Origin of the sequence: Spiroplasma turonicum, assembly GCF_001262715.1 — a bacterium.
Classification (GTDB): domain Bacteria; phylum Bacillota_I; class Bacilli_A; order Mycoplasmatales; family Mycoplasmataceae; genus Spiroplasma_A; species Spiroplasma_A turonicum.
Window position 1 is genome coordinate 137,109 of the sequence record NZ_CP012328.1, and the last position, 13,815, is coordinate 150,923.

General features: G+C 27.9%; 10 protein-coding genes and 11 tRNA genes. 19 read left to right on the forward strand and 2 right to left on the reverse strand.

Annotation, left to right across the window (positions count from 1 at the left end; all coding sequences use genetic code 4):
- Positions 1-24: 24 nt before the first annotated feature.
- From potA to STURON_RS00720, 13 genes are all read left to right on the forward strand, one after another.
- Positions 25-1,083: a spermidine/putrescine ABC transporter ATP-binding protein gene (potA, locus tag STURON_RS00660; RefSeq protein WP_075047977.1), complete on the forward strand. Its 1,059-nt coding sequence runs from the start codon at positions 25-27 to the stop codon at positions 1,081-1,083.
- Positions 1,076-2,080: a spermidine/putrescine ABC transporter permease gene (potB, locus tag STURON_RS00665; RefSeq protein WP_075047978.1), complete on the forward strand. Its 1,005-nt coding sequence runs from the start codon at positions 1,076-1,078 to the stop codon at positions 2,078-2,080. The genes potA and potB overlap by 8 nt, the downstream gene beginning before the upstream one ends.
- Positions 2,047-5,181: a spermidine/putrescine ABC transporter permease/substrate-binding protein gene (potCD, locus tag STURON_RS00670; protein WP_075047979.1), complete on the forward strand. Its 3,135-nt coding sequence runs from the start codon at positions 2,047-2,049 to the stop codon at positions 5,179-5,181. The genes potB and potCD overlap by 34 nt, the downstream gene beginning before the upstream one ends.
- Before the next feature lie 57 nt (positions 5,182-5,238).
- Positions 5,239-5,313: transfer RNA gene (locus tag STURON_RS00675), tRNA-Cys, on the forward strand.
- Positions 5,314-5,488: 175 nt separating this feature from the next.
- Positions 5,489-5,565, forward strand: a tRNA-Arg gene (locus tag STURON_RS00680).
- A 45-nt stretch (positions 5,566-5,610) separates the two neighbouring features.
- Positions 5,611-5,687, forward strand: a tRNA-Pro gene (locus STURON_RS00685).
- A gap of 20 nt (positions 5,688-5,707) precedes the next feature.
- Positions 5,708-5,783: transfer RNA gene (locus STURON_RS00690), tRNA-Ala, on the forward strand.
- Positions 5,784-5,788: 5 nt separating this feature from the next.
- Positions 5,789-5,865: transfer RNA gene (locus STURON_RS00695), tRNA-Met, on the forward strand.
- A gap of 14 nt (positions 5,866-5,879) precedes the next feature.
- Positions 5,880-5,956: transfer RNA gene (locus STURON_RS00700), tRNA-Ile, on the forward strand.
- A gap of 51 nt (positions 5,957-6,007) precedes the next feature.
- Positions 6,008-6,100: transfer RNA gene (locus STURON_RS00705), tRNA-Ser, on the forward strand.
- A gap of 11 nt (positions 6,101-6,111) precedes the next feature.
- Positions 6,112-6,187 (forward strand) — tRNA-Met (locus tag STURON_RS00710).
- A 3-nt stretch (positions 6,188-6,190) separates the two neighbouring features.
- A tRNA-Asp gene (locus STURON_RS00715) sits at positions 6,191-6,267 on the forward strand.
- A gap of 3 nt (positions 6,268-6,270) precedes the next feature.
- A tRNA-Phe gene (locus STURON_RS00720) sits at positions 6,271-6,346 on the forward strand.
- Between the two features lie 667 nt (positions 6,347-7,013).
- Here the strand turns inward: STURON_RS00720 and STURON_RS05850 are convergent.
- Positions 7,014-8,984, reverse strand: a complete 1,971-nt coding sequence (locus tag STURON_RS05850) for an ABC transporter ATP-binding protein (protein WP_075047981.1) — start codon at positions 8,982-8,984, stop codon at positions 7,014-7,016.
- Positions 8,985-9,214: 230 nt separating this feature from the next.
- Here STURON_RS05850 and STURON_RS00735 point away from each other — a divergent pair, with 230 nt between their 5' ends.
- Both STURON_RS00735 and STURON_RS00740 read left to right on the forward strand, forming a co-directional pair.
- Positions 9,215-10,681: an NCS2 family permease gene (locus tag STURON_RS00735; RefSeq protein ID WP_082236154.1), complete on the forward strand. Its 1,467-nt coding sequence runs from the start codon at positions 9,215-9,217 to the stop codon at positions 10,679-10,681.
- 101 nt (positions 10,682-10,782) lie between these two features.
- Positions 10,783-10,859: transfer RNA gene (locus tag STURON_RS00740), tRNA-Ile, on the forward strand.
- Here STURON_RS00740 and STURON_RS00745 read toward each other — a convergent pair.
- Positions 10,860-11,198 (reverse strand): winged helix-turn-helix transcriptional regulator, encoded by a 339-nt coding sequence (locus tag STURON_RS00745; RefSeq protein WP_075047982.1) that lies wholly within the window; start codon positions 11,196-11,198, stop codon positions 10,860-10,862.
- 83 nt (positions 11,199-11,281) lie between these two features.
- On the opposite strand from STURON_RS00745, the gene STURON_RS00750 reads away from it, so the two are divergent.
- The 4 genes from STURON_RS00750 to STURON_RS00765 all read left to right on the forward strand — a co-directional run bounded on the left by STURON_RS00750 (position 11,282) and on the right by STURON_RS00765 (position 13,790).
- Entirely contained in the window at positions 11,282-11,530 is a 249-nt protein-coding gene (locus tag STURON_RS00750) for a hypothetical protein (RefSeq protein WP_075047983.1), read from the forward strand.
- A gap of 333 nt (positions 11,531-11,863) precedes the next feature.
- Positions 11,864-12,319, forward strand: a complete 456-nt coding sequence (rplM, locus tag STURON_RS00755; protein ID WP_075047984.1) for a 50S ribosomal protein L13 — start codon at positions 11,864-11,866, stop codon at positions 12,317-12,319.
- Positions 12,319-12,726: a 30S ribosomal protein S9 gene (gene rpsI / locus STURON_RS00760; protein ID WP_075047985.1), complete on the forward strand. Its 408-nt coding sequence runs from the start codon at positions 12,319-12,321 to the stop codon at positions 12,724-12,726. The genes rplM and rpsI overlap by 1 nt, the downstream gene beginning before the upstream one ends.
- Positions 12,727-12,836: 110 nt before the next feature.
- Positions 12,837-13,790, forward strand: a complete 954-nt coding sequence (locus STURON_RS00765; protein WP_075047986.1) for an L-lactate dehydrogenase — start codon at positions 12,837-12,839, stop codon at positions 13,788-13,790.
- Positions 13,791-13,815: the final 25 nt, after the last annotated feature.

The window sequence follows — 13,815 nt, forward strand, 5'->3', positions numbered from 1 at the left end:
TTAATATTTAGAGGAGAATTCACTATGAAAAACAATAAAAATATTTTAGAAATTCGTGATCTTACAAAAAGTTACGATGGTAAAGTTGTTTTAAAAGGTGTGAGTTTTAACGTCAAAGAAGGAGAATTTATTACATTATTGGGACCATCTGGTTGTGGAAAATCTACAACTTTAAATATTATTGGTGGAAGAGAAAAACAAGAATCTGGTCAAATTCTTTTTGAAGGAAAAGATTTAACACCAATTCCAAGTAATAAAAGACAAATAAACACAATTTTTCAAAATTATGCTTTATTCCCTCATTATGATGTTTATGACAACATAGCTTATGGTCTAAGAATCAAAAAAACTAAAGAAGATTTAGTTGCTAAAGAAGTCTCACACTATATTAAAAAATTATCTCTTGAAGGGTTAGAAAATAAAAGAGTTCATGAACTTAGTGGTGGTCAAAAACAAAGAGTAGCTATCGCTAGAGCTTTAATTTTAAAACCAAGAATTCTATTATTAGACGAACCTATGTCTGCATTAGATGTTCATTTAAGAAAAAGAATGCAAGATGAGTTAAAAGACTTACAAGAAGAAGTTGGTATTACATTTATATTAGTTACCCACGATCAAGAAGAAGCACTAACATTAAGTGATAGAATTGTCGTTATTAACGATGGTGCAATTCAACAAATTGGTACACCAGAAGCAATTTATAATGAACCAGAAAATAGATGAGTTGCAAAATTTATTGGCTCATCAAATATTATTGAAAATGGCGAATTTATTAGAGATATGAAAGTTAAATTTGATGGTAAAGAGTTTGATTGTACAGATAAAGGTTTTGGTGAAAACCAAAGCAATATCGATATTGTCATAAGACCTGAAGATGTTTTAATTGATGAACCAGGTAAAGGATATTTCGATGGAATTGTTGAAAATATTATTTTCAAGGGTGTACATTATGAAATTACAATCAAATGTTTAAACAGAATTTATAAATCACACACAACTCAGTTTCATGATTTTGACAAACCAGTATCAGTTAAGTGAGCTTCTGATGACTTGCATGTTATGTGAAAGGAAGTAGATGAATAATAATCCACTTACTGATACAAATATAAATAATGAAAATCATGAATTACAAACTGAGTTAAATGAAATTGATAACATTGAAGCTGTATATGATAGCGAAATTCCTGATACTCATAAAGTAAAACTAAAAGAAAAAATTGGTAACTTTCGAATATTTAAGTCAATGAAAAAAAAGGTTTGACCAGTATTATTGCCTTTTATGATAGTTATGAGTATATTAGTTATTCTTCCACTTATTGGAATTATAATATTTGCAATTGTAGATCCAACTGGTGATAGTGTTAAGTTTTCAGTAAATTTAAAAAACTTTTTAAAATTATTTACAACTGGTTCTATAATGTTAGTCTTAGGTTTATCACTTTTATATGCTTTTGTAGCAAGTGTTATTACTGTTATATTTGCATACCCAATTGCTTTAATAATGTCACAATTAAAAAATAAATTATTGGCTAAAAATATGTGAGTATTAGTTACTCTGCCAATTTGAATATCTATGATATTAAAAATTCTTGGTTTAAGAAGTATTTTTATGATACTTTCTGGATCAATAATTGGTACACCAATTGCAATCGTTATAGGTATGATATATATGTTTTTACCTTTTGCAATTGCTCCAATTTATAATGCATTACAAAACCAAGATAGTATTTATTATTATGCTGCTTTAGATTTAAAAGCAAGTAAAACAAAAGCGTTTTTTCACACAACATTCCGCGCCTCACTACCAGGAGTATTTGCTGGTTTCACATTAGTAATTGTTCAAGCTGCAACTTCACTTCTTGTGGTTAGATACATGGGAGATGGAAAAATAAACCTAATAACAAATATTATAGAAAATTATTTCTTTAGAGGTACTGATTTTGGATATGGAGCTGCAGTTGCAGTATTCTTAGCATTCTTATTATTAATAATAATGGGAGTTGTTAAATTAATATCTAATAAATTCGAAGTAAGGGGGTCAAAAAAATGAAAAAATTCATCAAATCCTGTTATTTCTTAATAATGATGTTATTCATTTATGTTCCAATTGCAACAATGATATTTTTATCATTTAATAGCGGTAAAAATGTAGATGATTTTACTGGATTTAGTTTTAGATGATACAAATATTTAATTGAATATTCTCCATTTATTAAATCATTAACAGTTTCATTATTTGTTGCTATGATATCAACAGTTATTTCAATTATAATTGGTGTTATGGCATGTTATGGTTTAAGCAGAATTAAACGAAAAGTGGCTAATAGATGAGTAAGGGTTGCAAATATACCATTAGTAAATGCAGATGTTATTACAGCAGTCAGTTTAATGATTATATTTGTATTAGCGGGCATAAAGTTTGGAATAGTAACTTTAATTGCTGCTCACATTTCTTTCAATGTCCCTTATGTAATTGTTACAGTATTACCATTTATGAATAGAATTGATAAAAATGTTATTGATGCATCAAATGACTTGGGTGGAAACCAAAGACAAACATTTTTTAAAGTTATTCTACCAATATTATTACCATCAATTATTACAGCAACAGCAATTTGTTTTGCTATGAGTTTTGATGACTTTATAATTTCATATTTTACTGGTGGAGATCAAACAAATGTTTCAACATTTATTTATACTGCAAAAAAAATAACACCATATATAAATGCTTTTGGAACAATTTTGGTAATAACAATTGTTTTAATTGTTTTAATTTGGAATGCAGTTCAAATAACTTCACAATCAATAAAAGAAAACAAACTAAAGTTAAAAAATGGAACTTATAAATTAAAAGAACTAAGTAATATAAAAAAACAAATTAAGTATTATGAAAAATGCGTTGAAACAAACTCAGAAATTTGTACTAGTCTAAATCCATTTTTATGAATTAAATATAAGTTTTTACAATTACAATACAAAACTTTAAGTAATAAAACTTTAAATGCAAAGATTAGTAGACTAGAATGAAAAAAAGAATTATTAGTAGAAAAGATTAATGATGACTCTAGAACTTTAGCAATACTATCAAAATTAGAAAATAAAAAAACTGTATTAAAAACTAAAAATGAGTCAAAAAAAATACCAAACCTTGATGTTATATTATTAAGTCTAGACAAAAAGATTTCTAAATATCAAGAAAAGGTTGAATTGATTAATCAAAGAAAACTTGAAACTGAAAATAAAATAAAAGAATTAGAAAACGATATAAAAATTCTTAAAGAAGACCTTTCTAATGAGAAAAACCCAAATGATAAAACAATTAATTGATACAATACAAAAATATTATCAATATCAGAGGAAGTTAATATTCTTAAAGAAGGAAAAAATAAGTACAAGTTAAAACAAACAATTGATAAATTAAACCAACTTAAATCACAACAAGAAGAAAAAATGCTTAAAAAGTATGACGAATTACAAGTATGAAAAAGAAAAGTAAAAAGAGTTGTTCCATTTTCTAATGTAAATGGAACAATTGTTAATGAATCAAAAATTTCTAAATACGAAAAACTAATTACAAGTTCACAAATGAAATTAGATAATTTATTATTTAGAATTTCAAAGAAAAAAGACAAGTTATTTCCTGTTGTAAATACTGAAACTGTTGTAAGTAAAAACAATGTTTGAATAAAACGTAACTGAAAAAAAATCGTTATGTCAACTAGTGTTTTGGCTGCTTTTTCATTGTTAACAACAGCTTATGCTCTAAATAATGTTTATGATTTAATAATTGGTAACTGAGGAAGTTATATAGCTCCAAATGTTATTGAGAATTTTGAAAAACAAGAAGGAGTAAAACTAAATTATCAACAATTTGATTCTAATGAAAGTTTATATAACAAAACTTATACTTTTAATTATGATGTAATGGTACCAAGTGAGTATATGATAAAAAAACTTGCAGAAGAAGACAAGTTACAAAAACTTAATTATAATTGTATTAAAAAAATAAATAAACCGGACTTAACTAAGCCAATTTATGATGATGAAGATGGCACATTTAAAGGCTATAAACCTGTTGATAAAGGTGTTTGTCAATATGAATCAATAGAGAATAAAGATTATACTGATGATAAAGGTAAAAAGTCATATGACATGGACCCAACATTAGTAAATATTCTTGATAAAACAAAAATTGGTGATGATAATGAAAGTATTTTAGACTATTCAATAAACTGATTCTGAGGTGATGTAAGTATGGCATTTAACATTGGTTCAGATGAAGAAGTTCCAAATGAAAATCTTATTAAATTTTTAGATGAAAAAGGATTATTTAATAAAAATAAATCTGATAATCGCTTTAAGTGAAATATAGATAATTCTAAATTATCTTGAAATATTTTATGAGAGGCTGCAGATAGGGGATTTGACTTAAAACTTAATGAAGATCCAAAAAATGTATTTATGTATGCTTTTGAAAAACTTTATGGAACTGTTGATTTAAATGGTAAGTTTAAAGACGCAGAAGGTAATCTTAAAGGATTAACTTCATCAGAAAAACAAGAAAGAATTGACACAGCTGCTATTGAAGTTGAAAAACTTTTAGCACATAACAACGTTGGTTTATATGGAGACCAAATAATGGATAGAGTACATGCTAAAGAGTATGATATTGCTGTTCTATATAATGGTGATCTATTATGAGCAACTGCTCCAGATTATACTTCAGAAGATGATGAAAATGATGAAAGCTTAAGTGAAGAAGAAGCGGGTTCTGAAGAAGAATCTACAGAAGAAAAAAATGATTGAGTATATACTACTCTAAAGTCAACACCTCACTTGGAGCATAATGAAGATGGTACGGCATTTACTGAAGGGACAAATGTTTGAAGCGATAGCCTAGTTTTAAGCAATACAAATAGAAATTTAGAGTTAACATATAAATTTATTAATTATATGTATGATTATGAGATTCAAAGACTTCAAGTCGAAGAAGCAACTGCAACTTCAATTATAAAAGATTTGAATGAAGAAATTTCTAACCCTGATGGAGATTATGGAGCCCCTTGAGATAAATGATATAATCCCTCAAGTAATCCAGAAGATCAACCATTTGGATTTGATAAAAACTGAGATAATTATTTAGTTGATAAATTTAACCAAATAATTTCTACAAAACATTAATTAATTTTAATTTATGTTTAATAAATGATTATAATTTTGTATAATCATTTTTGTAATGGTACCATAGCCAAGAGGCTAAGGCATGGGACTGCAACTCCCTGATCGTCGGTTCGACTCCGACTGGTACCTCCATATTTGAAACTAAGAACATTCATAAATGTTCTTTTTTTTAAAAATAATTAGAATTAAAAAAATATAAATTTCTTTGAAAAAACAAAAAAACTTGTTATAATAATAATTGTCAATTTTAATTTAATTGGTGAAAAAAAGAAAAAGTATATTATAATTAATTTGGTTTGCTTTATATGCGCCTTTAGATCAATTGGATAGATCGTTTGACTACGGATCAAAAGGTTAGGGGTTCGAGTCCCTTAAGGCGCGCCATTATAGAAACTGAATATTATAATATATTATAATATTCATATTAATCGGGAAGTGGCTCAGCTTGGTAGAGCATTCGGTTTGGGACCGAAGGGTCGCAGGTTCGAATCCTGTCTTCCCGACCATTATATTATTTGTTTTATATGGGCCCGTAGCTCAGCTGGGAGAGCACCTGCCTTGCACGCAGGGGGTCGACGGTTCGATCCCGTTCGGGTCCACCATATATGGCGGGGTAGCTCAGCTGGTTAGAGCGCTCGGCTCATACCCGGGAGGTCAAGAGTTCAAGTCTCTTCCCCGCTACCATATATATTTTTTTTGGACCTTTAGCTCAGTTGGTTAGAGCATCCGGCTCATAACCGGATGGTCATTGGTTCGAGTCCAATAAGGTCCACCATATAATGACTCTAGATAATATGCTATAGGTCGCTTTTGAAATTATATTAATGGAAGATTACCCAAGTCTGGCTGAAGGGGTCGGTCTTGAAAACCGAGAGTCGGGGAAACCCGAGCGGGGGTTCGAATCCCTCATCTTCCGCCATTATTTCATATCGCGGGGTGGAGCAGTTGGTAGCTCGTCGGGCTCATAACCCGAAGGCCGTAGGTTCAAGTCCTGCCCCCGCAACCATTTGGCCCCATAGCGAAGTTGGTTATCGCGCCTCCCTGTCACGGAGGAGATCACGGGTTCGAGTCCCGTTGGGGTCGCCATTTGGTTTCGTAGCTCAGTTGGTAGAGCAGTTGACTGAAGCTCAACGTGTCGGCGGTTCAATTCCGTCCGAAACCACCATAGATGAAATTTTGCACTTTTAGTGCTTTTTTTTTATATTTTTTTATAAATTAGTAAAATATTTTTTTTATAAATATTAAATAACATATTTTAAAAAAATAATTTAAAATATACTATTATGTTGAAAAAAAAGTTTAAATTAAATTGATATAAAACTGTATATGAACATAAAAAAAAGCTCCTTTTTTTAATTTTGTTGTCTGCAATAATAGACCTTATTTTTTTATTTTCTTACAATGAAGAGTTACTCTACACATTTGGAGTTTATTTTTTAATTAACTCGTTATTGATAATTGTTTCAACTTTTATAAATATATTTTTATCAATGAAAATATTAATAAATAGAAACTCCATTTTAATTAAACTTGCTTACACTAAAGAGATTTATAGTAACTTATTAAATGCTTTGTATGTTGTTTCACCAATAATATTTATATTATTAAATTTAACTGTATTTATAAAAATATTAATTAAAAGAAGCATAAAACTATATAAATTAAAATTTTACTTTTTTTATATCTATAAAATTGAAAATAAATTAAAACAAGTTATCATCAAAATAAATAAAAAAATTTATTATGTAGTCAAATCTTTCATATTTCAATTAAAAAACCTTTATACATTTTTAATAAATAAAAAAGTAACAAATAATTTGTTACTTTTTTATTTACTTACTATTTAAACTTGCATTATATAGAGATTTGAACAACCCGTCTACTTTAAGTAATTCATCATAAGTTCCAGTTTGGACTATACCTACATCAGGTTGTATAACATATATAACGTCAAAGTTTTTTATCGTGCTTAATCTATGAGCGATTGAAACTGTTGTTCTATTAATCATTAATTTTTCAAGTTCTTTTTGAATCTCGCTTTCAACTATATTGTCAAGCGCACTTGTAGCTTCATCGAGAATTAATATTTCAGGGTTTTTAAGCAACAATCTTGCAATTACAAGCCTTTGTTTTTGACCACCAGATAATTGACTACCTCTTTCAAAAAGAACAGTATCATAGCCATCTTCTCATGATTCAATAAGATTATGTAACTTAGCCTTTTTGCAAGCTTCTACAATACTTTCTTCACTAACGTTTTCAAGACCATATCTAACATTATCATAAATAGTACCACTTAAAATTTGTGGTTCTTGATCAACATATCCAATTTTATTTAACCAAGATTTTAAGTTAAGATTTTTTAAATCATGCTTACCATTTACTTTTATTTCACCAGCTTTTGGGTCATAAAATCTTAATAACAACTTCGCGACTGTGGATTTACCACTACCAGTTGGTCCAACAAATGCATATCTTTTACCTTTTTCAAACTTTAAATTAACATTATTGAAAATTATTTTTTCAGAATCGGGATATGAAAATACAACATTTTTAAATTCAGCATTTTTAAATTCTTCTTGAAATAATAGCTTTTCATGTTTGTTTATTAAAATTTCTTTATTCAATATGAAACTAACATTATCTGCTGAAATTTTACATGCTGGCACATCATATATTACTTGTCTTAATTGCAACAACGGAAGTGTCATAACAACAACTCCTGTTGTAAAAGCTGATATTATACTAATTAATGTTTGAGAATTAGAATAAAATAAGAAAACCCCAAATATTACTGATGCCATTGCAAATGAACCAATTCCCCCAAGTATAATAGTTGATGGAATTTCAGATAAATAGCTTTTTTTCTTATTTTTTTTATCTACTTTCTTAGTGTCTTCAACATATTGTTTTTTTTCAAGATCAAAAGAACCACTTGATTTGATTAAACGTATACTATAAATTTTTTCACTAGTTTTATTATCAATATCTTTTGAATACTTTTCGATTCTTTTTGTAAAAATATTAGTGCTCAAAGCAAATATTACAACTAATACACCACAAATAACTAGTAGTCCAAAAACAGATAAAGCAAGTTTTCAATTGATTATAAACATTTCAATTGCACATAATACTATTGAAGATACTGATAAAGAATATATAAAAGGACCTTCTTTAATGTTTTTTGATATAACATGAACATCTTTAACTAAAACACCTGCAATTTGTCCAACCTTATTTTCATTAAAAAAATGAATATCTTGGTCAATTAATCTACCCATTAGTTCTCTCTTTAAATAAGTTTCATATGATTCACTTATGTGTGATGAGATTACAAATGCCATATATGAGATTGCAACTACTACAAGAATATCTCCAATCATAAAGAATGCTAAATCAAATAAAGATAATTTTAAGTTAAAAATATTTGCCACTACTTCTTGACCGTCAAATTCAACATAGTCATAAAAGAATGTATGAATCATATCATTAATTAATTTTGTTTTATCTAAATTGTTTGCAATTCAGTTTTTTATATATGGACCAATGAAACTCCATTCTTCTTCACTCATTTGTCTTCTTAAAATATCTAATAATTTATCAGGGTCGTCGGTTGAATCAACGACACTTTTTGCAACTAACAAAGAAGTAATATATTTTATTGCTTCTATATTAGCAACTAAAGTTATGGCCATTAAGATTGTTAAAATAAATAAGAATGATGATAATATTCATCTTCTTTTAAGTGCACTGTATAAATGCATTGCCAAGTTATCTTTAGTTTTAAATTGATTTTTTTCCATTTTGCCTCCAATCTACATTTATTATAATTTATAAATTATAAGTTTATTGTTTAATTTATTTCTTTTATATATAATAATTTAGTAGTTAGTAGTTGCTTTTATAAGCTTACATAATGGGTAAGTGTCTCTACGTTGGACCAATTCAACACTATAAGCACTCTAAATTAAAACTTCTATTAATTACAAAATATGACTTAAAATTATAAGTCTTTTTTATTTTCGGAGGTTAAATGGATAAAATAAAAAAAAATGATGACTTTAAAATTGAAAGAACAAAAGCAGAAATAAATGAATCTTCTAAAAGAAGATTTATACCAAGATATTTCAAGTTTGATTATTTTAAAGCCACATTTAAAAAAGAAATAATTGGTGGTATTAGTACTTTTTTAGCAATGGTATATATATTATCAGTTGAACCAAGTATTTTAAAACAAGCACCAAGTATAAAGGATTCTTCAGTCACAATGAATGAAGGTGGAATATTTGTTGCAACAGCAATTTCTGCATTCATATGTACATTTATTATGGGTCTATTTGCAAATTTACCAATTGGTGTTGCTCCAAGTATGGGGTTAAATGCAATGTTTACTTTCAACATTGCACATAATGGTATAGGTTATGAAGGTGCTTTAATCGCAACTTTAATATCATCTATATTTTTTACAATTCTTTCTATTACTAAGTTAAGAACTCTTTTAATACAATGCATACCACATTCAATGCATTTGGCATTTGGAGTAGGAATAGGTTTTTTTATAGCTTATGTAGGTCTTACTAATATAGGTTGATTTGAGACTACAGGTGGAATACCATCTGCACAATTATCAAATTTTAAATTGTATTACCCAGGAATAATAATTGGAATGGTAGTTTTATTTGGTTCAATAATATTATTTTATAAAAAATTTATAGCACCTGTTGCATTAATGATGTTAATAGGTTTTATTATTGCAGTGATACTTGCAAATACTGTTAATGATAGTTCTTCTATATCTGCATCATTTAATAATTCAGTTTGAAATGGGTGAAGTTATGATGATTTTAGTGGATTTGGAAGTAACATAAAAAATGCTTACTCTGAATTTACAAATGTCAATATATGAAACAAACCAGTTATGTATGTATCAATTTTCATATTTATTATATTAAACTTTTTTGATGCTACTGGTACATTAAAAACAATTAATATTGAAACTAATAAAATCACTGAAAGAAATGACGAATTATCAAATAAATCATTAATTATTGATGCTAGTTCAACAGTTATTGGATCAGTTATGGGTGTAAGTCACATGTCAGCATATGTTGAAAGTTGTGTAGGAATTTCACAAGGTGCACGAACTGGTTTTTCAACTTTAATAACATCATTATTTTTCTTATTAAGTTTAGCATTATTCCCATTGTTTAAAATGATACCAAACTCTGTGAGTGGGGCAGCAACTGTCTTCATAGGAACTATTATGATTAAATCAATTACTGATATAGAGTGGAAGAAACCTGAAATAGGCTTAGGTGCATTCTTTTCAATAATTTTCATGATTACAACTTACTCAATTGCAAATGGTATAGCAGTAGGTATGATCGCTTATACAGTAGGTTGTATATCTACAAAACAAGTTAAAAAAGTACCAATACTTGTATGATTATTAGATTTCATATTCATTGCTTACTTTATAGCCTATGCATTTATTCAGTAACTTAAACGCACAAAAGTGCGTTTTTTTTATTTTTTTTATTATTTTTTCTTGCTACTTTTGTTTTTTTTGATTATAATCTTATTGTTTTCATTTTGAAATATCGGAGCATAGCTCAGCTGGTTAGAGCGCACCCCTGATAAGGGTGAGGTCGGTGGTTCAAGTCCACTTGTTCCGACCATTATTGAAATTTGTCACAATTCATTGTGACTTTTTTATTTTTTTTCATTTGTTCTATTCCTCAATTTGCTAAAGCATCTAAAACTGGTTTTAAAGAAAAACCAATATCTGATAAAGAATAATATACATTTGTAACTTTACCAATAATTTCATTTCTTAATATAATATTTTTAAACTCTAAAAACCTTAGGTTCTCAGTCAAAACTTTAGTTGATATTGTATTTAATTTCTTTTTTAATTCATTAAATCTTAACTCAGTTTTAAGTAATTCCCTAATTATTAAAATAGTTCATTTATTTTTCAAAATTTGTAGACTATACTCAACTGGACATGAGTTCATTTTTGCTCCCCTTAGGTTACTTTAAAGTACCTACTATTTTTCTTCTTTTTTTTCTTTTATTATATCTAAGAAAGGAGGTACTTATGGGATTTAATTTAAATAATACAGTTGAAGTTACCGATGGTAATTTTGATTTAATTACAAAATATTTAGAAGAAGGTAAAACTGTTATAGCTTCTTTACAAAAAGGTGAAAAATTAACAGAATCTCTTCAAACAGGAGATATGTTAAATGGTTTTGCAAAAATTAAATTAAAAGAATCAAAAGAAAATTGTGGAGTATGTGCTTGTGGTAAAACAGCAGATACATTAGTTTATTTGTGAAGAGAATAAACTTTTAATAAGTAAACCTTTATTAGTTAATAAGATTATAATCTTATATAAACTACAATAAAGGTTTTTTTTATAAAAATATAGATTTATAATACTTTTTTTAAAATAGCTTATGATATTGGTTATTAATGAGAAATTAAAAAGAAAAGTTATACTTAAAAAATTAAAATATATTTAGGTAAGAATATTGTAATTTGAATTAAAATACCAATATAATTAAACTTTAAATTAAAGTTACAATAAAAAAAAGTATATTGTATTTACAAATTTACATTAAATATATATAATTAAATTGCTTACTCACAAGCCCCGGAAGCGAAGGAGAAAAAGCGCATGAAACAAACTACACTTATTAAAACAGCAGATATCGCAAAAAAATGATATGTAGTAGATGCAAGTGAACAAACTTTAGGACGTTTATCTACTGAAATTGCTAAAATTTTAAGAGGTAAACATAAACCTAGTTTTACACCACATATTAATAATGGAGATCATGTTATAGTTATTAATGCAGAAAAAGTTATTTTGTCTGGAAATAAAGAAAAAGATAAGAATTATTACTCTCACTCATTTCACCCAGGTGGATTAAAAGTAAGAAATGTTCAAACTCAAAGAAAACTATTCCCAGAAAGAATTGTGGAAAGAGCAGTAAGACTTATGTTACCTAAAACAGTTCAAGGGTCTAATCAATATCGTGCATTGCATGTTTATGCTGGATCAGAACATCCTCATGAAGCTCAACAACCTGAGGTTCTAATCATAAACACTAAGAAAGGAGTTAACAATTAATGGCAGCTATAAAAAAATCTACAGTTACTTATAGAGGTACAGGAAGAAGAAAATCTTCAGTAGCTCAAGTTATATTAACACCAGGTAATGCCGGTATAATTGTTAACGGAAAACCAGCTCTTGATTTTTTTCCATATGCAACATTGGTTCAAGATATGGAACAACCACTAGTAGCAACAGGAACTAAAGAAGACTTTACAATTACTGTTAAAGTTAAAGGTGGCGGATTTACAGGTCAAGCTGGTGCTGCAAGATTAGGTATTGCAAGAGCTTTACTTGAAGCAAGTAAAGATTACAAAACTGAGTTGAGATCAAAAGGATTACTTACAAGGGATGCACGTGTTAAAGAGCGTAAAAAATATGGTCTTTATGGTGCTCGTCGTGCCCCACAATTTTCAAAACGTTAGTATTAATAAATTGTTTTTATACATTGTGTTTATTAATAACTACAAAATGCCATTTGGCATTTTTTATATTCTAAAAGGGTATATAATACTTTAAAGGGAGATTGAATTATATGATAAAAAGTAAAAAAGTTGTATTAGTTGGTTGTGGTGCTGTTGGAACTAGTTTTGTTTACTCTGCAATTAATCAAGGAGTAGCAGAAGATTATGTTTTGATAGACGTATTTAAAGATTTAGCAGAAGGAAATGAATTAGATTTACATGATATGCAAGCGGTAGTTCCACATTACTTTCATAGTGTAAAAGCTGGTGACTATAAAGATTGTAAAGATGCTGATGTTATAGTTATTACAGCAGGGCGTCCGCAAAAACCTGGTGAAACTAGACTTGAAATGGTTGCAGATAATGCAAAAATTATGAAAAGTATAGCACTTGAAATTAAAAACTCAGGTTTTAGTGGTGTTACTGTTATTGCATCTAACCCAGTTGATGTATTAACAAATGTATATAGAGTTGTTACTGGTTTTGCACCAAACTCTATTATATCTTCAGGAACTACATTAGATTCTTCAAGATTAAAAAGATTGATATCAGAAAAATTTGATGTTAATACAAAGGAAGTTAATACAGTATTAGCTGGTGAACATGGTGACTCTTCAGTTGCACTATGAAGTAGAGCTGCTATTATGGGAAAACCTTTAAAACAATATATTGAAGAAGGTAAAATTAGTCAAGATGAACTTGATAAATTAAAAGATGAAGCTGTTCATATGGCTTATAAAATTATTGAAAAAAAACGTGCAACATTCTATGGAATTGGAGCATGTTTATGTAGAATTGTTAAAGCAATTTTAAAAAATGAAAATAAAGTTTTAATGGTTGGAGCATACTTACAAGGTGAATATGGTATAAGTGATACTTATGTTAGTGTTCCATGTTCATTAGGTACAACAGGTATTACAAACATTTTAGAATGAGAATTAACACAAGATGAATTAGAAAACTTAAAAAAATCAGCAGACACTATAAAAAATACATTTAAAGCTGCTGAAGAAGCTATTAAATAATTTAATTTATTTAGAAAAGTTAAAA